This window comes from Paraburkholderia sp. BR10141 (assembly GCF_056155635.1).
Genome location: NZ_JBMIQH010000059.1, coordinates 1 through 21,597, shown reverse-complemented (window position 1 = coordinate 21,597; position 21,597 = coordinate 1). Strand labels below are relative to the sequence as shown.

At 56.2% G+C, this 21,597-nt stretch carries 17 protein-coding genes and 6 pseudogenes; 13 read left to right on the top strand and 10 right to left on the bottom strand.

Features of this window, described 5'->3' with window-relative positions; genetic code table 11:
• Positions 1–174 precede the first annotated feature (174 nt).
• Positions 175–690, bottom strand: coding sequence for a GIY-YIG nuclease family protein (locus ACOJB8_RS39035; RefSeq protein ID WP_475017541.1), 516 nt, complete (start codon positions 688–690; stop codon positions 175–177).
• A gap of 173 nt (positions 691–863) precedes the next feature.
• A complete protein-coding gene (locus ACOJB8_RS39030; protein WP_475017540.1) occupies positions 864–1,352 on the bottom strand; it encodes an HNH endonuclease in 489 nt (162 codons plus the stop codon).
• A gap of 429 nt (positions 1,353–1,781) precedes the next feature.
• Between ACOJB8_RS39030 and ACOJB8_RS39025 the strand changes: the two genes are divergently transcribed.
• Positions 1,782–2,285: a hypothetical protein gene (locus tag ACOJB8_RS39025; protein ID WP_475017538.1), complete on the top strand. Its 504-nt coding sequence runs from the start codon at positions 1,782–1,784 to the stop codon at positions 2,283–2,285.
• Between the two features lie 512 nt (positions 2,286–2,797).
• On the opposite strand, the gene ACOJB8_RS39020 is transcribed toward ACOJB8_RS39025, so the two are convergent.
• Positions 2,798–3,094, bottom strand: coding sequence for a hypothetical protein (locus ACOJB8_RS39020; protein WP_475017536.1), 297 nt, complete (start codon positions 3,092–3,094; stop codon positions 2,798–2,800).
• Between the two features lie 20 nt (positions 3,095–3,114).
• Positions 3,115–3,432 (bottom strand): DUF3761 domain-containing protein, encoded by a 318-nt coding sequence (locus tag ACOJB8_RS39015; RefSeq protein WP_475017534.1) that lies wholly within the window; start codon positions 3,430–3,432, stop codon positions 3,115–3,117.
• A 1,207-nt stretch (positions 3,433–4,639) separates the two neighbouring features.
• Here ACOJB8_RS39015 and ACOJB8_RS39010 point away from each other — a divergent pair.
• Entirely contained in the window at positions 4,640–5,731 is a 1,092-nt protein-coding gene (locus tag ACOJB8_RS39010) for an IS630 family transposase (RefSeq protein WP_475017532.1), read from the top strand.
• A gap of 92 nt (positions 5,732–5,823) precedes the next feature.
• Here ACOJB8_RS39010 and ACOJB8_RS39005 read toward each other — a convergent pair whose 3' ends face one another.
• Positions 5,824–6,264 carry a tail fiber domain-containing protein gene (locus ACOJB8_RS39005; RefSeq protein ID WP_475017530.1) on the bottom strand — a complete coding sequence of 147 codons (441 nt, stop codon included), beginning with the start codon at positions 6,262–6,264 and terminating at the stop codon, positions 5,824–5,826.
• Between the two features lie 20 nt (positions 6,265–6,284).
• On the opposite strand from ACOJB8_RS39005, the pseudogene ACOJB8_RS39000 reads away from it, so the two are divergent.
• From ACOJB8_RS39000 to ACOJB8_RS38975, 6 genes and pseudogenes are all read left to right on the top strand, one after another.
• Positions 6,285–6,611, top strand: a pseudogene (locus ACOJB8_RS39000) (IS66 family transposase); the annotation flags it as partial.
• Positions 6,612–6,761: 150 nt separating this feature from the next.
• Complete coding sequence (locus ACOJB8_RS38995; protein ID WP_475017528.1) at positions 6,762–8,021, top strand: tyrosine-type recombinase/integrase; 1,260 nt, start codon at positions 6,762–6,764, stop codon at positions 8,019–8,021.
• Positions 8,018–8,980: a tyrosine-type recombinase/integrase gene (locus ACOJB8_RS38990; protein ID WP_475017527.1), complete on the top strand. Its 963-nt coding sequence runs from the start codon at positions 8,018–8,020 to the stop codon at positions 8,978–8,980. The genes ACOJB8_RS38995 and ACOJB8_RS38990 overlap by 4 nt, the downstream gene beginning before the upstream one ends.
• The gene (locus tag ACOJB8_RS38985; RefSeq protein ID WP_475017525.1) at positions 8,973–9,980 is read left to right on the top strand and encodes a site-specific integrase; all 1,008 of its coding nucleotides are present in this window, start codon (positions 8,973–8,975) and stop codon (positions 9,978–9,980) included. Before ACOJB8_RS38990 ends, ACOJB8_RS38985 begins: the two co-directional genes overlap by 8 nt.
• Positions 9,981–10,108: 128 nt before the next feature.
• A pseudogene (locus ACOJB8_RS38980) lies at positions 10,109–10,339 on the top strand (transposase domain-containing protein); the annotation flags it as partial.
• Positions 10,340–10,644: 305 nt separating this feature from the next.
• Positions 10,645–11,231, top strand: a pseudogene (locus tag ACOJB8_RS38975) (tyrosine-type recombinase/integrase); the annotation flags it as partial.
• Positions 11,232–11,622: 391 nt separating this feature from the next.
• On the opposite strand, the gene ACOJB8_RS38970 reads toward ACOJB8_RS38975, so the two are convergent.
• Positions 11,623–13,938, bottom strand: coding sequence for a S9 family peptidase (locus ACOJB8_RS38970; RefSeq protein WP_475017523.1), 2,316 nt, complete (start codon positions 13,936–13,938; stop codon positions 11,623–11,625).
• 1,011 nt (positions 13,939–14,949) lie between these two features.
• Between ACOJB8_RS38970 and ACOJB8_RS38965 the strand changes: the two genes are divergently transcribed.
• Together ACOJB8_RS38965 and ACOJB8_RS38960 are read left to right on the top strand one after the other, a co-directional pair.
• Positions 14,950–15,345, top strand: coding sequence for an efflux RND transporter permease subunit (locus ACOJB8_RS38965; RefSeq protein WP_141710968.1), 396 nt, complete (start codon positions 14,950–14,952; stop codon positions 15,343–15,345).
• Positions 15,346–15,356: 11 nt separating this feature from the next.
• Positions 15,357–15,761, top strand: coding sequence for a hypothetical protein (locus tag ACOJB8_RS38960; protein ID WP_475017521.1), 405 nt, complete (start codon positions 15,357–15,359; stop codon positions 15,759–15,761).
• 119 nt (positions 15,762–15,880) lie between these two features.
• On the opposite strand, the gene ACOJB8_RS38955 is transcribed toward ACOJB8_RS38960, so the two are convergent.
• Together ACOJB8_RS38955 and ACOJB8_RS38950 are read right to left on the bottom strand one after the other, a co-directional pair.
• Positions 15,881–16,324 carry a DUF3757 domain-containing protein gene (locus tag ACOJB8_RS38955; RefSeq protein ID WP_083245742.1) on the bottom strand — a complete coding sequence of 148 codons (444 nt, stop codon included), beginning with the start codon at positions 16,322–16,324 and terminating at the stop codon, positions 15,881–15,883.
• 952 nt (positions 16,325–17,276) lie between these two features.
• Entirely contained in the window at positions 17,277–17,555 is a 279-nt protein-coding gene (locus tag ACOJB8_RS38950; RefSeq protein ID WP_141710967.1) for a hypothetical protein, read from the bottom strand.
• A 136-nt stretch (positions 17,556–17,691) separates the two neighbouring features.
• Between ACOJB8_RS38950 and ACOJB8_RS38945 the strand changes: the two genes are divergently transcribed.
• Entirely contained in the window at positions 17,692–18,282 is a 591-nt protein-coding gene (locus ACOJB8_RS38945) for a DUF4158 domain-containing protein (RefSeq protein WP_475017543.1), read from the top strand.
• Positions 18,283–18,564: 282 nt separating this feature from the next.
• Positions 18,565–18,747: pseudogene (locus ACOJB8_RS38940) on the top strand (transposase domain-containing protein); the annotation flags it as partial.
• 125 nt (positions 18,748–18,872) lie between these two features.
• Here ACOJB8_RS38940 and ACOJB8_RS38935 read toward each other — a convergent pair.
• The gene (locus ACOJB8_RS38935; RefSeq protein ID WP_475017518.1) at positions 18,873–20,321 is read right to left on the bottom strand and encodes an FAD/NAD(P)-binding protein; all 1,449 of its coding nucleotides are present in this window, start codon (positions 20,319–20,321) and stop codon (positions 18,873–18,875) included.
• Between the two features lie 801 nt (positions 20,322–21,122).
• Here ACOJB8_RS38935 and ACOJB8_RS38930 point away from each other — a divergent pair.
• Positions 21,123–21,396: pseudogene (locus ACOJB8_RS38930) on the top strand (transposase); the annotation flags it as partial.
• A 6-nt stretch (positions 21,397–21,402) separates the two neighbouring features.
• Here the strand turns inward: ACOJB8_RS38930 and ACOJB8_RS38925 are convergent.
• Positions 21,403–21,597 (bottom strand): annotated as a pseudogene (locus ACOJB8_RS38925) (IS5-like element ISCARN85 family transposase); the annotation flags it as partial.

The window sequence follows — 21,597 nt, the reverse complement described above, 5'->3', positions numbered from 1 at the left end:
GAATCAACGCGCCTGTCCACCACTCAGAGGGACGGCGATAATGGATCGCTTACGACTCAACTACCGCTATTTCAACCGCCTGCGCTCGCGGCGCCGATCGCAGAGAATTGCTTGGCAGCAGTCACCCGGAAGCAGATGCAAGTTCCGAGAGTCCAGCAGCCGCTGTACTGCTACCTATATCGAAATAACGGTTCTGCTTCGCGCGTGCAGATTGTTGAGCGGCGGATTCAGTTGCTGAATAAACCACAACTCGATCGCCGGTGCCTCAAACGCACTTTCCTGAGACAGACCTATCGTCCTTATATGATGCACCTCATGGAATCTTGCCTCCCGCGCTACGCCTGCTGTTCTATTCTCGTTCCAGCCGAAGTGTGAACCGAGACCCGCCGACTGCCCGATGTAGAGCAGCCTGCCGATACTATCAAACATGAAATAGACCCCGGCATAACACGAATTGGGGAAACTCATATGGGCATCTTCAGCAATACGATAGGGCTCACTGAGCACTAACGCTCCGGTATTCGGGCGTGCATAGTTCGCATTGAATCTTGCCAGTTCGTCTTCGACATTCGCCAGCATCGGACATATCGGCGTCCTCCAAACGTCAAGAAGCTGGCCCGATGCGTCCCTAAACTCTTGGACGTAATTTACCCGAATCCGGTAGTCAAAATCTTCGTCAGGCGTGGTCATCTTTAATCCTTCGCACGACAAGCTAGTCGTAATGTGCGCTGATACGGGCTATGCACATGGGCGTAGTAAAGCTGGATTAGGATCGGCGCGCAGGCTATGCACGGCCCAGAGTTGTCACTCCCGCGGCCGGAGGTATTGCCCATATTCCTCCAAAAGGCTGGAGTCAACCCTGCTCAGCCTGTGCTCCCTATCAAGACCAGTCCCGCGTCGTATGCTCGATGGACATCGGCGCGCAACGGGATTCCGTCGCGTTCGGAATTGTCTCCATTTTCCCAGCGTCTTCCTTTGAGATGCGCCGCTTCCAGAAGGACCTCAGCAGTACAGTCGGTGACCACACAGCGAGCACCCAGGAATCGGAAAACGGCTTTCCTGAATGCTTGTTGTTGAAGTCGCTGCTTGATTTGTGCGAGCCGGAACGCAGGACCGGAATCCATCCGATCGTCCACTTCGGTTGCCACATTCGGCTCAAAATAGGAATAAGTTACGGCCCCTGGCTTTTTGAGGATCTCGCACAGTTCGCGCTGGCATTCGTCGGTGAGGTCGAGGTCAGGAACTTCAAAACATTGCGCATCGCCGAGGATCAGCGAATAGATACCTGCGCGACCGTCCCATTCCTCCGCGCCCAGATAATCCCCCACCCAGACGCGCTTGAGTCGCTCCACAAAGTGAATGGCAGAGCCGTTGTCAGCTGTGACGCGTGTGGGCTTGCTAGGCCAATACCCGTCCAACATTTGGTCCGGATGGTCTGGTCGCTCTCGAAAATTTCCCTCAGATTCCGGATGCTTGTTCTTTGTTATGACGGCCGGTGCGCCTAGAGACCGTAAGATTTCCAGTAGCTCAGTTGCCGATACAGTGACGCAGTCCATGCTAACCCCGAAGACTTGAAAGAGTTTATGCAAATCGCATTGGCGCGTGGCCCTAGCTCCTTACCTCTATAACTTGAAAGCTGTTGAGGCTCTAATGCTGGGACACGACTTTTCCATCACTATATCGCGATACTACAGGCCAACTGGAAAAGTTCGCGGCGCAGCCCCGCGTCTCCAATGCACTTCGCCTAAAGTCGGGATAGATCCAGCCGATAACCCGGATTTATGCCGAAAATTCGCTTCAATAAGGATAGAGTCCGTGAAGAGGTTACCCAGTGGCTGAGCGCTGGGCTATCTGCCGTCGTATTAACGATTTACACGTGCATCCCGCTTCTCGCCCTTAGCCTCTTATATCTGTTCTTCTGGCCTGACCAGATGCGTGAGCTACGCGGATCGCCCGACGTGGCCTTCGTTGTCTTCTTTTTCTTCATCGACTCTACTCGCGATTCGGTTCGCAGCCTCATGTTTCGAACGAACGGGGCGGACATCGAAGGGGTCGAGTTCATCGTGATCCTTGGTAGTCTCCTCCTATTCGCGGCGATCTCAACCTTGGTAGTATCGGTAATGCTCGCGCATGGGGCAATTCAGCATCCGTCATTCTCGAACGAAACCTGGGAAAATTGGCAGATCCTCTTGCTGAAAGTAGGGATATGCTACTCATGGTTTATGAAGGTTAGGGCGATATACCACGAAAAGAAGAAGCATCAAAAAGCCAAGCAGACCCCATAACGCCAATATGCCAAAAACGCGCAGCGGGTCGTCTGATTCTAGCCGCTGTCACGGTGGCTCGCGGTGTGCATTAATCGGGTTAAAATTCCAGTGGCCGCCTTCGTTGGTCTATTCTTCGATGGTCGGTCTAGGCCCCCATCCGCTCCGCAGCGGCTCGGGGCCCCCATTCTCGCCATAGCAGGGTTGAGTATTCTTCGACCCAGCTATTCAGCGTCGGAGTGCCTGAAATCGTCAACTCACAAGTGGCGCCGGGGGGGGGCTACGAAGCTCCCACCGACTGTACCGCCTGAAGTGCTGACGCTTGTGGCTGCAACATCACTGCCACCCACGAGACCGACGATCGTGTATCCCGCGCGCCTTCTCGAGTGGTCCGCATGGCGACCTGGCTGCGGCGGCATAAGGCCTTTCAGACTGTTCAGGGAGGAATTTGGGCGATCACAGCACCGTCCGAGCTTGCGGCAAGCGCCTGTCAAGCGACTCGGCTTGGCCGCGTAATTTTCGTTCAGCAAGGATTAGGCCGCTGGCTTCTTGCAGGCGATGACCATCGATCGTTCATTTGTTTTCGCTCCGAGGAGACCGCTGTGGTTCGCACCCATCGCAGCCGCATCTTCATCGCTTCGGTCGATCACGTCGAAACCGGTCGCCTTGCAGAGATCCCCAGCCGCCTCAAAGCACTTGTCCCAGCCGCGGGCGAAGCCGCTGCAGTTCAGCATATAAGCACGCCGCCCATCTGGGGCATAGCTTTCGTGAACCGTGGCGCAAGCACCAAGCGCCAGCATCGCGACGACACCCGTCACTCTGCGTTTCATCGTTCGCTCCCGGTTTTTCGTTATTCCCATTCGGCGACACCGTGGTGACGCGAACACGTGCCCGAGTGGTGCTGGCTGAAACTGTATGTCCCATCGCCACATCTTGCAGTCGCACCGACCGGTACGACGCCGTTTCGGGAGTGAGCAGGAGCATGCACGACGTGCCCATCGTGGTTTACATAGTGGCCGTGCTCCTGCAGTTGGGACTCATCGGGGGTGGACGCCTGGTAAGCGTGGACCGTGCTCGCAAGCGCCAACAGTGCCACGAAACTGCCGCGCCGAGATACGGCCAACACACACGCGGCAGCACTACCGCGACTCAGACTGATCCCTATCATCCCCGACCTCGTTCTGGTTCTGTGGAGTCCGACTCCATGGCGGACCCAGTGTATCGAGCGTCATGCTACACCGGCTCCCGCTTACGCGATAGATTCGTTTATAGGTATGACTTCCGCCTTCATGCCATTGATGAGCCCACGCTGCCGGATCCTGAGGCCCGTCAAAACCGGCCACAGCTCGGTGATTTACTAATCTTACTAATAGTAGGACGTGCGTCGAATGCCAATACCGCTATCATTCACCATCAGCTTGATGGAACATATGCGGTTAGGGTATTTGCCCGTGATCGGTAATGTGGATGCTTACGGCTTGTCTTTGGTTTCCGCCACGTGTCATATTCGTATTGTTGTTTGGATTGACCCAATGCCATCCAAACTGAGCTGCTGTGTTCGGCGCCAGATAGTTGTGTCCTTCCGGGTTCCATCCGTCGTCAATCTTAAACTCGACATAGTGAGTCAGAACGGCCTGATAATTTCCGTACCACTGGGTGATGAATGCATTCGTCGCCAAACCCACAACCTCAGGCCGTGTAGATGAGGCATAGGCGCCGACAGGGAATGCACCATGTGCGGCGCCTGGGGCAGGGTTAGGAACGCCACCGCTTACCCAGACCGCACTGTCACGGACGATGTCCGCATAGTCTGCCGCCTCGCAATAAAAGTAGAGAAACGGCGGCCTTACTGGACCGGTGTCTGCTCTTGTTGGGTCACTGTTAGATCTAAATCGCATGTTTCTTCCCCCGGCAGGAAAATTCGAATGTAGAACTAAGAATCGCTAAATGAAAGCACTATCGTTAGCCCCTTGCCCGTATCTCTACACATGCGCGAAGCATACCTAAGCCTGCTGACAATAGCGTCTGGGCGGCGCATGAACCCAGTCAGAGGATGATAGCGAATTTCTTGTCGGGGGGGATGATTGGGCGTCTCTCCAGTCGATGAATCGGCCGCCGCGCTCAACGTGTCCCGCAACACCATCTGCCGACGCGCCAGGGATGGGAAACTGGATTGAGTCAAGATCGGAGAAAATTCATCGCGGATCACAGATGAGAGCATCCGCGATCTTGCGGCCACCAATACTGTGGCTAGGTAGTCCGTCAGCTGTGCCGTTGATCTGTTCGATGCACTCGGGCCGCTAGTGTCCCGTTCCGTTGTTAACTGATCTATGTTCGCGTAGCATGTTGACGTCGACGAAACAGGAGACATCAGCATGGCGATGGGGCGACCGAAAGCGGAACTGGTGTTGAGCGAGGACGAGCGCTCGCAACTGATGTCGATCGCACGTTCTCGCTCGATTTCGGCTGCGTTGGTCGAGCGGGCGCGCATCATACTGGCGGCGGCTGACGGAGAACCTAACAGCGCCATCGCGCAACGCCTGCAACTCACGCGTGCCACGGTGGGCAAATGGCGCCTCCGGTTTCTGGAACAGCGCATCAACGGACTCTATGACGAAGTGCGCCCCGGCAAGCCGCGCACGATCGACGATGAGCGGCTGGCTCAGCTGATTCACAAGACCCTGCACACCAAACCGGCGGATGGCTCTACGCACTGGAGCGTACGCACGATTGCCGCCGAAACTGCTATCTCGCCGACGAGTGTGCACCGCTACTTCAAGCTGCTGGGTCTGCAACCGCATCGCAGCGAAAGCTTCAAGCTCTCTACAGATCAATTCTTTATCGAGAAACTGCGCGATGTGGTCGGCCTGTATCTGAGCCCGCCGGAGAACGCGTTGGTCTTGTGCGTCGACGAGAAGAGCCAGTGTCAGGCGCTCGAGCGTACGCAACCCATGCTGCCGATGGGTTTCGGGTACGTCGAAGGCGTCACGCACGATTACGTTCGACACGGCACCACCACGCTGTTTGCTGCCCTGAACGTGCTCAACGGCGCTGTGCTCGCCACGTGCAAGCCGCGTCATCGGCATCAGGAGTTCCTGTCGTTTCTGCGTGAAATCGACAAGGCAGTGCCGGCCGACCTTGACGTGCACTGCATCGTGGACAACTACAGTGCCCACAAGCATCCGAAGGTCAAAGCGTGGTTGGCCGCACGTCCCCGGTGGCATATGCATTTCATTCCGACTTACAGTTCGTGGCTTAACCAGGTCGAACGTTTCTTCGCGCTGATCACCGGCAAGGCCGTACGCCGAGGCTCGTTTGGTTCGGTCAGGCAACTGGTTAAACGTATCGATCAATTCGTCTCTCACTACAACCAAGACTGCAAGCCATTCATGTGGACCGCTACCGCTGATTCGATCCTCGCCAAGCTACAAAGACTATGTACGCGAATCAGCGGAACGGAACACTAGCTGGACGCGAAATATGAATCTCAGGAAGTTCGCGTGAAGCTGCGCCGCCCGATGCGTTTAGTGAGAACCAAGCATCGCCGAGTAGCCTGATCTTAGTGCAGGTGATGACGTGGTTTGCCTACCCCGCATTGGCGCACAAGAGCGGCGACGCGATTGGTAAGCTCGTTAATTTTGCGCTGCTGGTCCTTAATTTCGCGCTGCTGATCCTGAATCGCGCCCACGAGAAGCGGGGTTAGCCGCCCGTAGTCCATCTGCCACGGGTCGGTATGCGGATTGGCACCGCCGACCTTGACGGCATCCGGATAGACCTTGTAGACCTGCTGGGCCAAGAAGCCATTGACAGGCTTATGCTCCTTATCGACCTTCCACGCGAAATTGACGGGGCGCAGCTCCATCAGCCTGGCGAGGCTGTCCGTTGGATAAGACAGAACGTCCTTAAGCCTCATATCCGACGCTGTGTTGTAGCTCACGGTATAGCCACCAGAGACACGGGAAATGGAGCCGGTCACGTTGGAGCCGTTCGGAGTGGTCATAACGATTGGCGCAGAAGTGCCACGTACGCACGCCGACCGAGGCGACGAGGTACATACTCGAGCGGATCGGCGAGCTTTACGGCATCGAGGCCAACATCCGCGGCAGACCTGCTGCCGAGCGCTTACGCATACGGCAGGAAAGCAGCCTGCCGTTGCTCGAGGCCATCAAGGCATGGATGGTGGAAAAGGTCGCGACCCTGTCGGCTAAATCTGAACTGACCAAAGCGATACGCTACTCGCTCAATCAATGGCAGGCGCTCGTTCTTTACTGCGAAGACGGTCGCATCGAGATCAGCAACGCGCTCGCGGAAAACGCCCTGCGCTGCGTGAGCCTGGGAAGGAATAATGCGCAGCGGGAAATTACGCGGAGTTTGCATTCTTCAGAGCGCCACGAGCATTGGTGCGACTCGCCGTGCGGAGCGCCGCGTATCGGAACAAACTACGCATAAAAAAGCGTGTTTTCCTGATCGGGTAGCAATCCCTTTCAGGAGAGTATCATGATCGCCCTGGTTCCACTACGACCACAACCACAGGCATGGTTGTGGCACAGCGTCCTTGCTGACTTCGCAGAGGACTACTGCAAATACCTCGTTGATACCGGCTACGCAGCCAGTACCGTCAACCACTATGTCAGGTGCGTCGCGCACTTCGCGCATTGGCTCAATGTACATCGAATAGCCGCAGTCCGGATTGACGATCGACTTGTCTGCACGTTCGTTAGCGATCATCTGCCGCGATGCTCGTGCCCCGATCCCACTCCGAGAAGTCGGGCAGATGTGAGTGCAGCACTTCGACATCTGCTGGTTGTGCTCAATGTGAGCACCGTTCCTCGGTTTTTGTGGTCAGAGCCAGACACTGTACGGCATGAGGTGTGCCGCTTCACCGAATACCTCAAGGAAGTCTGTGGTCTTGCTGAGTGCACGCGATATCAGCGTGGTCGCATCATTCGCGATTTCCTGGGCCACTACTTTGGTCGCAAGGACATTGAGCTGGTGCGAATATCGAATCGGGATATTCTCAGGTTCGTGACGCGATACCCTGATGGGTGCGGGGCGGGAACAGCTCATGTGGCTGGTGTAACGCTACGCAGCTATTTGCGATTCAGAGCCATGCAGTATGGCGATTGCATTCAAGAGCTGATCGCGGCAGTTCCGGGCGTAGCCGGATGGCGGCTAGCAGCGCTGCCCGAAACCCTCTCGGACACCGAGATCGCGCTGCTCCTGAGTGCCTTCGATCACAATACGGCTTGCGGCCTGCGTGATTACGCCATGATTCGCTGTTTGGCGGACCTTGGCTTACGGGCAGCCGAAGTCGTGCAGATCCAGCTCGACGATATCAACTGGCGGGAAGGAACGCTGCGCATCCAGCGTACCAAATCGCGACGGGAATACGTCATCCCCCTGCCCGAACCGACTGGTCAAGCAATCGCAGACTACATCCGGTTGACCAGGAAGGTGACGACGACATCTCGCGCTGTCTTCATCCGTCTTTATGCACCGGCTGATGTTCCGATAGCGACGGGCTGCGTTCATCGGGCAGTGCATGCTGCGTACGTTCGTTGCGGCTGGACTGATCGGTCGGGGACCCATCTACTGAGGCACAGCGTTGCCCGACGACTTCTCGAGTCAGGCTCTTCGCTGAAGGAAGTCGCCGACGTACTCCACCATCAAAGCATCGACACCACCGCGATCTACACGAAGATCGACGAGAACAGCTTGAAGATCGTGGCGCTTCCCTGGCCGGGGAGCACATCATGAAGCGCACCGTCAAGTCAGCAGACACAATGGTATCGCTGCTGGAGGCGTATCTCGCTGAACGACGCTCCCTCGGTTTCGATCTTAAGATCTCGGGGCAAACGCTGATGAACTTCGCTCGTTTCGCAGATGCCACGGGGCATTGCGGACCAATCAGTGAGCGGCTGGTCCTTGATTGGGCGCACTCGACGCCGAGCGATAGGGCCATTACTTGGGCGCGCAGGATTGAGGTTATCCGCCCCTTCGCGAAGTATCTCAAGCAATTCGCTCCAGCCACTGCTATTCCGCCACGTGATCTGTGCGGGCGGGCTCATCGTCGGCTCACGCCGCATATCTACACGGAGCAAGAAATCGTCGAACTCCTCTCAGCGTCAGCTGCGATGTTGCCCACCGGTTCGATCAGACCGCTCACCTACGAAACTCTGTTCGGCCTGATTGCGGCAACTGGACTCCGGATCTCAGAAGCTATCAATCTGTCCATGGACGACGTGAACCTTGCTCAGGGCACGCTGATTGTGCGTGAGACGAAGTTCAAAAAGTCGCGCCTTATTGTGATGCACCCAACAGTGACTCTCGCGCTGAAGCGATACAGAACCCGCCGTACACTGGTCATCGTCGCTGAGCCGTGCGATTCATTCTTCGTGAGTCTTGCCGGCAGAAAGTTGGATGCGAGAACAGTTCACTGGACGTTCGCTCGTCTCCGTGATCGACTGGGGTGGGTCGCTCGAGGCGACCACGTATCGCCTCGAATTCAGGATCTGCGTCACACGTTCGTTTGTCGGCGGATTCTGAAATGGCATCAGGAAGGCGTGAATGTCGACAACCGGATGATTGCCCTGTCGACCTATCTGGGGCACGTGAAGCCGAGCGATACCTACTGGTATCTGAGCGCTGTGCCCGACCTCATGGAAATGGTGAGCGAGAAATTCGCGTCCTTTGCTGAAGGAGTGAGCCATGAGTAAAGTCCGCCCGTCACCGAGTTTCGCCACGCTCATACAGGATTTCTTCGTCGAACGATTGATGGACCAACGCGCCGTCAGCCCGGAGACCATCTCCAGCTATCGAGATACGTTTCGCCTGTTTCTCAGATTTGCTTCTGAGCGCACCGGCAAGTGTCCATCTGATCTGACGCTGGCCGACATCGACGCGCCGACGGTGCTGGCCTTTCTACGACATCTCGAGGTTGATCGGCATAACTGCGCGCGCACACGCAATGTTCGACTTGCGGCGGTTCGGTCGTTCATGAAGTATGCCGCCTATCGTGACATTGCATCGATGGACGTTATCCAGCGTGTACTTGCGGTGCCAATGAAGCGGTGCGAGAAACCTATGGTTGGATTTCTGTCGCGCGATGAGATCCAGCAGCTAATAGCGGCGCCAGATCCTGACACCTGGTTCGGTCAACGCGACAGGGTCCTGCTGGCCACCATGTATAACACTGGGGCGCGGGTATCGGAGATACTCGCTCTGCGTGTCGGCGACGTCATCTTGGGCCCGACACCCTTTGTCCGTATTCTTGGCAAAGGTCGAAAGCAGCGCACAGTTCCACTATGGCGTTCAACGGCCACGCTCATCAAGCGATGGTTACCACGTATCCAGGATGAACCAAGTCAACGACTGTTTCCGAACCGGTCGGGCAACGCGATGACTCGCTCCAACGTCGCTGACAGGCTGAGAATTGCTGTAACGCGGGCAAAGAGCCAATGCCCACAACTCGCCAAACGATCCGTATCTCCGCACCTGGTGAGGCACGCGACAGCCATGCATCTACTTCAATCCGGCGTTGACCTGTCCGTCATCGCGTTGTGGCTGGGGCACGAAAGTCCGTCGACTACACATGGATACATGGAAGCCGATCTCACCATGAAAGAGCGCGCGCTCCACAACATTCAACCGCCGCACGTGAAGAACCGTCGATATCGGCCGCCAGACCGTCTTCTTCAGTTCCTGGAGTCGCTGTAATTATGCGTAGATCGCCGGACCGATAATCCTCGGGAACCGGCCCGGCGACTCGCACAGCATCGATCGGCAACGAACGGCTCGGCGTAATTTGCGGCTGTGCATTATTCCTTCTACGCACAATTCTGCGTAGAAGGAAGAACTTCCTCTTTGCGGGGTCCGACAGTGGCGGTGAACGGGCCGCTGCAATGTACGGCCTCATCGGCACATGCAAGCTGAACGACATCAACCCGCGTGCATATCTCGAATACGTCCTGACTCACATCGCTGATCACAAAATCAGTCGCATCGACGAACTGCTGCCCTGGAACGTGACCGGCAAGTTGCCTACGAAATCCGCTCCGTCGTCAGCGACAACCTGATCTCCGCAACGTCTCCTGTAAGCTACCCACGAGCTCTCAATCAACGCGCTATCAACAGCATGCCACGCGCGCGCAACCATCGCGAACGGCCGGCGTGAGGCGCTTACGTTCAATTACGCCCGGCAACAAAAGGAAAAGGAAGAGACCGGCTGACGAACTGAATGCGCGTCGGCATGCTGGCTCACGCGCAGGCTCATCACCTCGACGCGGATATCGCCGGTTGACCCCGACCATCGCGGTACGGCTGCGCTTGCTCGTCTGTCGCAAACGATTCTTTATTCGGTGTGCTGAAATCACCGCTTACGTCCTATGGCTGGTCGGAGCCAGCGGCGCAGCGGCTGCGCGTCCTGCTTGACTTCGGCTACGCGACGGGTCTGCGCGCGAGCGAACTGGTCGGCGCCGAGCTCGGCAGCATCCGCGTGGACGGGCACGGTGATCACTGGCTGCATCTGGTCGGCAAGGGCAGCAAGCCCGGCAAGGTGGCACTGCCGCCGCTCGCGCGTACTGCGCTCGATCAGTACCTTGCACAGCGACGCCTGCTGTCACGCCACAACGTTGGAACCCGAAGACATCACTGGTCGCGAGTCTGGGCGAAGACGGCGACGCGGGTATCGCGGGTTCGCGTCTGGGGCGCGTCATGCGCCGCTTCTTCGCACAGGCAGCCGACGTGATCGAGGCCGATCATCCGGTAGCTGCCGAAAAATTGCGCCGCGCGAATCCGCACTGGATGCGCCACAGTCACGCGAGCCACGCGCTCGCTAGCGGGGCCAAACTGGCCAGCGTGCGCGACAACCTGCGCCATGCATCGATCGCGACGACATCGATGTACCTGCATGGCGACGAAATCCAGCGTGCGAGGGATATGGATCAGGCCTTTGCCGCCCGAAAATAGCCGCTAACCTATTGAACCCGAAGAATTTCGAAAAAATCGGCGGTTCCAGCTTATAACCCCTACAAGCGAATGATCTCGTTGGCATCCCAATGGCCGTGCCACTTTCAATCCTCAGGTCCAAGACCGCTGAGGCGAGAAATTTTTCAAGCGCCAGAGCGAGTACGATCGCCAACGCGCAAAGGCATTGACCCCACTGCTTTCGGCGTGGCGCCTGAACGACGGCGACGCTCAGCGACCGGCGATGACACTGCGCCGGTCTCCCACACGAATCTTGCGGGCTTGCGTTCAACGAAGGCAAGCAATAGCAGTCCTAAGCCCAACGTAAGCGATTGAATGTGACCATACAAAAATCCTACGAACTCAATGCCACGGCGATCAGTATAAAGGGTCATCAACTCGACGGAAAACGCGTCGATGTGGCGTTCCAATTAGGCGGATCTTGCCCGAAAATATTGCGAACGAAGAAATCCATGAGCTTGCGCTCGGTGAAGATACCGGGGGCTCCATGATCAGCACCAGGCACATAGACCATTTCGAATTCCTTTCCCGCCTTAATGAGACTGTCGGCGAGCGCAAAGGTGGAGGCCGGATCGACATTGTGGTCCATTTCGCCCACAACAAGCATAAGTTTGCCGTGTAGATTGTCGGCATTGTCGATGGCAGAGGACTGTGAGTATTCAATGCCGACGGGCCAGCCCATCCACTGTTCGTTCCACCATATCTTGTCCATACGGTTGTCATAGCAACCACTGTTGGCTACCGCAACCTTATAGAAGTCAGAATGGAATAGCAGTGCATCAATGGCGTTCTGGCCGCCAGCTGATGTACCGAAGATTCCTAAATTCGAGATGTCGTACCAGGGATATAGAGAGGCAGCCGCCTTATGCCACAGAATGCGATCGGGAAGGCCTGCATCTTTCAGATTCTTCCACGCGACGTCATGAAAAAGGCGTGAACGGTTGTTAGTGCCCATTCCGTCGATTTGCACAACGATAAAACCCAACTGAGTAAGGGGCTCTGTTGTGGTTGTGAATGACTTTGGGACGCGAGAGCCTTGCGGGCCGGCATATATATCCTCCACCACAGGATACTTCAGATGTGGATCGAATCTATTTGGTAGATGAATGATTCCCCAAATATCGGTCTTACCATCGCGCCCTTTGGCAACAAAATTGATTGGTGCTCTCCATCCATTAGATTCGAGTTGGGAGATGTCGGTGCTCTCGATCTGCATCAGTTTAGCGTTGTCGCTAGACCGGAAAAGCGCCATGCGTGGGGGAAGGTCGATACGCGACCAGAGGTCGACGTAGAAGCTACCGTCAGGAGAAAACTCGATGTGATGATTGGCCGGTTCTGGCGTAAGTGATGTCAGCCCCTTTCCGTCGAAGCCAATTCGGTAGGCATGAACGAAATAAGGGTCCTCGCCGACATTCATTCCGCTTGCTTCAAACCAAATTTCCCTTCTGACTGGATCGATGTGGTCCACCGCGCGGACAATCCAGTCACCTTTGGTGATTTGGTTTTCTAAAACACCGGTACGGCCATTAAAGAGGTACAGATGTTCAAATCCATCGCGTTCGGATGCCCAGATAATTTCCTCTCCATCATTAACATTGTAGCGAAAGTATTTTCCGGAATCTATTTGGTTATTTCTTAAATCTGTATAATCGACGAACGTGGAGCTGACCTCATCGATCAAAGAGCGCGTACGGCCGGTGGCGGCCTCCACCTCGATTACTCGGTAGAGCTGATGGCCGCGTTGGTTGTACTCAAATGTAAAGCCTTCCCCATCCTTCCGCCAATTAATTTTGGAAAGGTCAAAAGGATTCGGGAACAAAGCATTGTCGATATTGATCATGCGCTTGTTGACTATGTCGAATAGTACCGGTTGCGGTCGCGGAAGAATATCTCCCGCTTTGGCATACTCTATTGGCTCATACCTGGCTTGATGGTTTGTTGCTGAGGAATTGACAAGCACGATTTGACGCGGTTGGCCGAGGGCGACACGGTAACCTGCGAGGTGATTGGAGTCAGGGGACCACTTTAGGGATGAGAAGACGTAATTGTTCGCTTCTGTCCCGTCCCAACTTAACGGTACATTTACGGATCCGTCCTTACTCATTAGAAAGACGTTGGAGTTTTTGATATATGCTTTCCACTTGCCGTCCGGTGAATCGATTGTGATTCGACTATCGCTTGCAGCCGTTGGCGTGAAGTCGTTATGAAATGGCAAGATTTCGCCCTGAGAGATCCTAGTGCAGATGTAGCTTGAAAGATCACAACTCCACTGAACGGAACCAATGGAGAACAGCAACTGGTTGCCGTCTTGTCCGATTTCGAAGCGGTCAAAGGGCAGCGAATTGCCTCGGAAATTCGAGGAGGCCGCCTTATTTAATGCTTCGGCAAGGCGGCCATGATCGAAAGCTGGTTGCTTCTTCCCAGTTTTGATATTGAGTTTAATGAACTGGCGCTCACCATGTGTCGTCCGTCGGTAGGCAAGGGTCTCGGGCGAAAGCCAGAAAGGGGGGGTATCGACGAAATTGACAATTTTATCCGAGTATTGATAACGAACTGTGAGAGCCCGCTGAAAGTCTGAGGGGGTAAGAGGAAAAGGGGGGGGTATGGTTCCGTTCCCCTGGTTGTCAGCAGCCGATAGCAACGTGCAGTAGGAAATTAGAAGCAGAAAGATGGTGACAATTTTTTGCATGGATGTTTGGCCTTGACTATGTATAGGTGTATCGGTTACGTCGTCGGCTTACCTTGAGGCAATTTTTATGCCATCAGTGAATGCGAGTGGGTATGATCAGTGTCCGCTGAGCGAAAGCGAGGTTCCAGCGACCGGTGAGATTAACTGACTGTAGTGAGGTGAAGACCTTCGATAATCAGTGAAATACAAAGCAAACTGGCGGCACGGTGGAACGGTGTCGCATTTGTTCGACACTGGCCTTTGTCATCTCGTCCTTGCCTCCCATGTTGTCGAGGAAGTTACAAACAGCAGGGCCCCTTCGCTCCACCAGCGTTACCCGGCTTCACGGCTACTACGGGCCCATCCGCCACCCTCTCGCCTTCGGTCCACTTCCCGGGTCGCCGGTTATAGAACCTACCTTGCTCCGGCGATTTCGCGCCGGGGCGAGGAGGGCTTCTCCAGTTGCTCAGCATGTCCTTGTCTTCGTGCCGTCGCTTCCACCCCGCCGAAGTGGAATAGCCGTATCGGTCAGAATTCCGCTACCCATGCTGCCTTCACCCTCACGGTTGCGGGCTCGGCCCTCGGAGCTTTTCATTTTCGAGGCCACATCTACGTTCACTTTTGTTACGGCCCGATGACTCGCGCATTCCCCTAGGAAATGCCTGTCGATAGGCTTCAGAGGTTTGGTTTCCCGCCACCCTGCTATCCAAGCTACGGGGCCTCTGACTTCTAGCGAAGTCAGCTTGATAGATCGAGCAACAGAGTAAAGCTTGGACGAATGACGTCGAAAGGTTGCGTTGGCAACCGAGCGTGATGACAAGACTGGTCGGACCGTGACTCGCTGAACTTGAAGCATAATTCGAGCGTTGAGCTCGTGCGACAAATGAGGGGCGAGTCAGCGGATTTCATCGGGGCCCGCAGCGAATGAGGCTGGCCGCGATGTCGATCGGGTTCTCGTTGCGAAACGTGTCGAATCAACACGCAAGAAAAACTGGCGCATCGGGGGCGTTCATATAAATTATGTTGGTCGGCGTGTCCGACGAAGTCGTCGCGACGGTGGCACCGAAGATCGACGCGTTCAAGGCGAAGCTGCCGGGCGGCTACCGGGTCGAAACCAGCGGCCTATTCGAGGAAAGCGCGATCTCCCGGACGTCGGTCTTTGCGGTGGTGCCGGTCATGATCGTGCTGATGTTCACGAGCATGATGGTGCTGCTGGTGTGCTTCCGGCGTCTGGCCATGGAGGTTGCGGTGATGCCGCTGGGCCTGATCGGCGTGGTGCTCAGCGCTGCTGGTGTTCAACCGGCCGCTCGGTATCGTCGCGATTCTGGGCATTCTGGCGTTGATCGGCACGAAGGGGCTGATCGACGGATGCCCATGCCCGCGTCCCCGCACCGCTCACGTGGTTCGCCATGGTGCTGGCCTCGCTGATCGGGCTATGAGTGCTGTATCTGCACATCCCGGTTGGCACGCTGCCCGACGCGCTCGCGCCCGGGGCGCTGTGGCCTGTCCTGGCTGACGCGGCGCTGGCCATCGGCTGGGATCGATGGAGGAGGAAAGTGCCTCGCGCACCGGTAGGAGATGTGGGCGTGATCCTGCGCGAACTCCAGCGGGGCGCAGCGGCGGTGGCGCGATTCGCGCAATGCGCGGATACCTTCGTGCGGGAATGGTCCGTGTCGTGTCTGACGCTGCTGCTGGTTGCGCTGCTGTCCGGATGCTGCCGTGCAACCAAAGGCCTTTGGGACGCGAAAACCAAGCAGAAGGTCGGTTCCAGCCAGATCCACCAGTTGGTGCTTCACATTGACCTGTTCTCGCAGCGGATGCCGGAGCAGATTCTTCTCCGCTAAACGTACCGTTGACCTCGTGTGAATCTCGCTAGGATTCGCGAGGCGACAGGTCAATGTCCTTGAAATTGCACCAAGACGGCTCCCACCGGGAAGCCGCCGCTGCCGGACGCTCAGCTTGTTCAGGACCGTCGAACGACAACGAACCTACAACGCAACGCGGTCGGCTGAGTGCATTCATAGTAGTCAAGGTCGCGAAGGCCAGATTTCCGGCGCCATAAGCCTTGATCTACCCTTAGACTTGGTAGCGGAGACCTAGGCATGTACCGTAGATTCACATGTCCGCCTTTGGCAAGTTCGTAGGAGCACTGGACTGACGCCGATTGCACAACACCGTCATTATCAAGCTGCGGTGGATCAAACGTGGCTGAGGTGAATTCCTTGATATTGCCGTCGTCCGGTCCTCTCGCAAAACCCGTCCATTCCCCCTCGTTATCGCTGGTTGTTGCAGTGTACACGTTCCGCGCAATTTTGATGACGGCGGGCGTCGGGCAGCTTTCGTATGTTTCAGCAGCAGCGCAATACGATGCGCTGAGCGCAAGGGTAACAAGAAAGAGATTTCTCATCGTCGGCTTTATTCCTCCATTTTGCAATGGCAGTGGGCTAAATTATCTGAGCATCTGGCAATGCATTTAACGAAAATTAAAATGCAAGCCATTGCAGTTTAGATGATGTCTAATTCCATCTTTTTAGAACTTCGATTGCGTGATCGCCTGAAATCGAGCACATAGTTTATACCGTAATAGCGTTAACCATAACAAATAAAATTTATGCGAGAGTCAATGTCGTTGATGGGTATGGCAAATCCATGTTTTCGAGGCGTTAAGGCATGGAATGCCAAAGCCCTGTAGTTTCCACCCCTCGGCTATCCTCGAAGCACCGCAGAGAGATAGCGAGCAAGCGCATAAAACCGGATTGGCGAACGGCGGCAGGAGTTTGAGCCGACGATATTGCGGGCAAAGGATTCGAGAAAAAATGACGAAGATAACCCGGCGCATGCCCTCAATGGCGTTCAGCGCGAATGCGGCCACTCGCAATGGCCTTCCGCATATCGTGAAGGCCCCTGACCACGATTCAGCCGAATAGCGATCATAAGTGTAGAAGTTATGAGGTGGCGGATCTTTATGCCTTGGTGGAGTAAGGAAATCGGGCTGCGGATGCTTCCCTGAGCTATCGCGTCCGCTTGCGTCGTCGAGATGCAGATAGGTCAACGTGGTCAGCCAGCGCGGGACGGCCGAGTCCTTGGCCGACTGGTCTGAATGTGCGATTTCTTACGCGGACATCGTTCGCGCCAAACCCCGTATGACATCACTCAAGAGTGTCGTGCCGGGGACCGTCGGACGCTGCGGCAACGACCCGGAGTACATCACCTTCGAGCCTTGCCTTCCACGAAACGATACGGCGGCGGTCACGGGGAAAGCGGGTCAGATTTTCCCAACCAGGCGCTCGATGCCCTGTATTATCTCGCGCCGTATTTCGGGTGGAACACTTTTATCAAAGATCTGATCGCGTAGCGCTTCAGCACGCTCTCTCGGGCGGGAGGCTGGTATTCCACGCCGCCGCAATCGCCGTTAGCGCGCTCTGATATTCCTCCAGTGTTGGATGATCGGATACCTCATCCTGAAGCATTTGCGCGAGAGCGCCAGGAGATTTTCTGCTCCGGCGGCAGTTCATTCCGATCGAGAACGATAGCGTCGGGTTCCCTGACTGAACCGCTCCCCGTCGCAATGCATCCAGGTCGCCAACGCCCAGTTTGCGGGCACGCGACGATTTTTTCTGCTGGCTGGCTTTGCCCATGTTTCTGCCCCTTCGCTGCGTTCTGAATCCGAAAATTATCGCGGCCAACTGGTTGCTCAAGACTGGCACAGGTGTGACGGCTTTGCCGGATTTTTTGCGCTACACTGGCCAGCCCATTCGAGATCCGGAATTCGGCATGGCGACCATCGAAAGTACCGCGTATCCGAGGTTTCCCAAGGTTTTTTCACCGGAGGAATTGCAAGCGTTCTATTCGCCGGACGTCGAAGAGCTCGAGTGGGTGCGCCGCAACGCGCGTGGCCAGTCCTCGAGACTGGGCCTGCTGGTTTTGCTGAAGGCCTTTCAGCAGATGCACTACTTTCCCTTCGTTGACGCCATTCCCCCCGCTGTCATCGAGCACATCCGGGCGAGCGCGAACATAGGCGCCGAGGCCGCATTCGGCTACAACAGGGCAAGGTCGCCCGTCTTGTTTCGTCACTATGCGGCAATCCGGGAATTTCTCTGCATCCAGTCCTATTACAACTCCGATACCAAAGGCGCAATACGAAGGCGGCTTACCGATTTCTTTCAAATCCGGAAGCTTGTGAGCAGGATATCGTGCGCGGGCACTTTGAAGCTACGCGAAGCTTCGAACGCTACGCCTCTTACACGATATCTCCTCAAACTTGCCCAGCTTGGCGGATATGGATCGAGCCAGTGCCCCGCCGCCCGGAAACACCGCGATCTGGGGAGGTTTGCGAAGACTCATCGATATACAACTCGGCTTTGAACTCTCAAAAAATCATGGGTTACCGCAAGTTTAATGGACCGCATACCGCCTTTCTTCCATGCCGCTGCCACGACGCGACGCGGGGCGTGTCTCCAAATCGCCCTACGCCCCCCTACGCCGCGACCTGCATCGTCGTCATACCGCTCACAGCGCACTTAGCGCTTGCAGTATCTGGATTGTTCGCCCTTTGTCGCGACGTCGATATACGACGACGCCTGAAAAGGGCGGACACTGACCGCCATCGACACCTAGGCCCCGCGAGAAAAAACTCGTTGTTTGCGGGGCTCACTTCGCGCCGGGGAACGGGCCTCTGCCATCATGAGCCTGATCCGTTCGGGACAACTGAACAGGCACGATCCGCTCGCCTATCTGCAGGATGTGCTCGCGCGCCTGCCCACATATCTCGCGACTGACATCGACGACTTGCTGCCTCACCGATGGGAACCTTCCGCCAGCGCTCTATAGATTCCGCGCGCGCCGGGCAAGGTGACTTCACCGGTTGCTTACATCACAAGGCAGGCGTCGATATTGGAGCCAGAACCAGAGCGTGCGCTTGCATCCATGACCCTGTCATGGCCACGCGCTCGCGTTTAACGTGCAGAAAACTGCCGCCTCATGATCTCCGTCATCCTCTCGATATGCATTAGCAATTCGGGCACCGCCGTCGCCTCCCAAAAGCGTCTTCTAAGCGCGGGGCCAATATAAAAGAGCGACGGATTCGTGCAGCCATTGACTCGGACTACGCGGTAAGACTCATCAACACACAACCCCGCCCAGTCAAATTTTGCAATCCCGTCGCGCCGTAACTGATCAAAAAGAGAATCGCACCCGTGTGCTATAGGCCGATGTAGGCGATCTGCATGCGGTACTGTATCTGACGCCGCAGCTGAATGAGCGGGAGCCATCCCGGCACCCGTGCAATTGACGAAATACGATGCGCGCACAACGCGCGAGCCCGTTGCTGCGCGTGGGCGAATAGCCAGCAGCAGCCCGTCGCCATGTGCGCTGATTGTCTCGATTCGCCCACTCATAAGCGAGAGGCGGCCACTCATCCTGAGTGACGCGACGAGCGCTGCCGTGGAAGGTGGCTGTCGGTGACGATGTGTTTCCCAGTAAGGCGCAATATGACGCACGAAAGCGCGCCGGTCGGCCTCAGACCAGTTTGACCAGATCTGCGGTACTGCAGGACGCAGGCTATCGATCACCTCGCGCCAGTCACCGCCTCTCGCGCGATGTTCAGCAATGACTTTGCGTACGGCGGTGAGGCAGTGCCTAGGGCCAGCAGTCAGTTGATCGAGAAGCGCCCGCCGCGCTTGTAGCTGAAGTTTCGGCAGTGACCGGCAGTGGTGTTGGGGCAACAAACCACGGCGGGACATAAGAGTGAAGCACAACTTTTCGCTGCGCCGATGCAGCGCGTAAACAACGTCGAGTGCCGTCAGACCAGACCCGTACATGAAGAACTGGCTGTCATCCGGCACGGCCCGCAGTTTAACTGCGTCCCAGGGATTCGCGAGGAAACGTTGATCGAGTGAAGCGCCACCGGTCGCTGCTACAGTGATGGAGGGGCGGCCATAGCTGTGGCCCGTCGCAAGGACGACGTGATCGGCAGAAATCTCCACACCCGTGTGCAAGTAAACCTTCGTTCGGCCATCCTCTTCGGGCGCCAGCGCAACGGCGTATCCGTCGTGTTGAGAAAACTGATGCTTCCCCGACTTTCCTACTGCCTGTTTTAGCCGATGTGCAAGATAGTCACCGTACCAGGCGCGTGGCAGGAAATCATCGGGTTCCGCAGGCCGGCCCCGCAGTCGGCAATAATCGACAAAGCCGTTCCCGTTGTCCCGCTCAACACTGAGGGCCCGTGCGGGGGCGTTCAGGAGCCAGCCTTCCTCGTCCGACCGATAAGCAATGCCGCGCGAAACGCTATAGCTGGCATCGACCAGTGCGATCGACAGGGGCTTTGCGGTTTGATCCGATAGTAGCCATGTGGCGGTCATCGTCCCGCAAAAGCCGGCACCCACTATCACGATCGATACAGTCATTGCCACGGTTCCAATGGTTGTTCGTATCCGCTCGCGCAGAAAATTTATTTTGACGTTCACATGAATATTCGCTCCGATAGCGTCGCTTGCATCGGGGCACGTCAGGAAAGTTTCCCTTTCCGGTGCGGATAGTCGGCAGCTGTGCCGCGAGTCGTAGTAAGCGACTATGAGGCATCTCACCTCAAGCTACAAAATCGATTGTTTGGATAACACTGATTCGCATCGCAAATGAGTTCGCGAACGACATGTATTGCGATGGCTCGCCAAATCCAGTGGGGAAATCCAATTGCGACAAGAACAGCAACATCGAAAGTTGCAGCTGATTGCGGGTTTTTCCGAAGGGGCGGAATTTGTCTGCGTGCCCCGTCGGGAAAGGTTCGCGGGGTTGGCGAGGGCGGACGGGTTAAAGGCAAGGCTTTGGGGACACGAGAACGGCTGCTAACCATTGCCGACAGGCGATTCGCACGATATTGACCGTTGAGAAGTTCGAGCAATTTATCTTGCCGCATCCGAGCCGTGGCCGGCGCGGACCGCCGCCGAATTCGATCTCACGAACCTGCGCCTCAAAGATATCAGTGTTCCCGCTATTTGGAAGGCAGTCCTGTCAACTCGATGAAGTGGCGGCGAATACGCCGTTTCTCGCTCGAATTGAAATTTGTACCAGATCTCCAAAATCCGTCCTTCGCCTTCTGATGAGCCGGCCCGCAGGCCAGAAACTCGTCTCATTTCGCTAATCTTACTGGGTCATAAAATCCCTTTGCGTCAACGAGATACTTGGTAATACACACTCCGGAATTCGCGATGGGAGAAGATATCGATGAATTTGACACGTATCTGAATTATCTGGGGCAGGCATTAGGGGCACGCCGATCATCATGCCGGCCTCAAGGGTTGCTGTTCGGGCTTGGCGTTGCCGCTGTCGCGCAAGAGCGTCGAGCCGATGGCCGCGCACATTGACCCACTTCAGGCGAGTGCGACGCACCTGTCACTCCACCACTTTGTGGCCAAGGCAGACTGGTCTGATCCTGCGGTCTTGCAGCGGGTACGCGAATGGGTGATGCCCGCGTTAGATGCACACGCAAACGGGGATGAAGCCCAAATCGAGTCCAGTTGCCTGCTTTCGCCGCCTTCGTACGCTTTATCCATCAACAGGTGCAGCGGTCAATTGGCCGGCCCGAGGCTCTTTAGCAATTCGCGTCCCTGCGGCGCGTCGCCTGCGTGGCCGGCAGACAACGCGAACGTTATGGCTGTTCGAGCATCCGCGGCAACCATATAA

Excerpts from the sequence above, each read along its gene's own strand:
- ACOJB8_RS39035 (WP_475017541.1), bottom strand. The coding sequence starts at position 690 with ATGACCACGCCTGACGAAGATTTTGACTACCGGATTCGGGTAAATTAC.
- ACOJB8_RS39025 (WP_475017538.1), top strand. The coding sequence starts at position 1,782 with ATGCCGAAAATTCGCTTCAATAAGGATAGAGTCCGTGAAGAGGTTACC.
- ACOJB8_RS39020 (WP_475017536.1), bottom strand. The coding sequence starts at position 3,094 with ATGAAACGCAGAGTGACGGGTGTCGTCGCGATGCTGGCGCTTGGTGCT.
- ACOJB8_RS39015 (WP_475017534.1), bottom strand. The coding sequence starts at position 3,432 with ATGATAGGGATCAGTCTGAGTCGCGGTAGTGCTGCCGCGTGTGTGTTG.
- ACOJB8_RS39010 (WP_475017532.1), top strand. The coding sequence starts at position 4,640 with ATGGCGATGGGGCGACCGAAAGCGGAACTGGTGTTGAGCGAGGACGAG.
- ACOJB8_RS39005 (WP_475017530.1), bottom strand. The coding sequence starts at position 6,264 with ATGACCACTCCGAACGGCTCCAACGTGACCGGCTCCATTTCCCGTGTC.
- ACOJB8_RS38995 (WP_475017528.1), top strand. The coding sequence starts at position 6,762 with ATGATCGCCCTGGTTCCACTACGACCACAACCACAGGCATGGTTGTGG.
- ACOJB8_RS38990 (WP_475017527.1), top strand. The coding sequence starts at position 8,018 with ATGAAGCGCACCGTCAAGTCAGCAGACACAATGGTATCGCTGCTGGAG.
- ACOJB8_RS38985 (WP_475017525.1), top strand. The coding sequence starts at position 8,973 with ATGAGTAAAGTCCGCCCGTCACCGAGTTTCGCCACGCTCATACAGGAT.
- ACOJB8_RS38970 (WP_475017523.1), bottom strand. The coding sequence starts at position 13,938 with ATGCAAAAAATTGTCACCATCTTTCTGCTTCTAATTTCCTACTGCACG.
- ACOJB8_RS38955 (WP_083245742.1), bottom strand. The coding sequence starts at position 16,324 with ATGAGAAATCTCTTTCTTGTTACCCTTGCGCTCAGCGCATCGTATTGC.
- ACOJB8_RS38950 (WP_141710967.1), bottom strand. The coding sequence starts at position 17,555 with ATGGGCAAAGCCAGCCAGCAGAAAAAATCGTCGCGTGCCCGCAAACTG.
- ACOJB8_RS38945 (WP_475017543.1), top strand. The coding sequence starts at position 17,692 with ATGGCGACCATCGAAAGTACCGCGTATCCGAGGTTTCCCAAGGTTTTT.
- ACOJB8_RS38935 (WP_475017518.1), bottom strand. The coding sequence starts at position 20,321 with ATGACTGTATCGATCGTGATAGTGGGTGCCGGCTTTTGCGGGACGATG.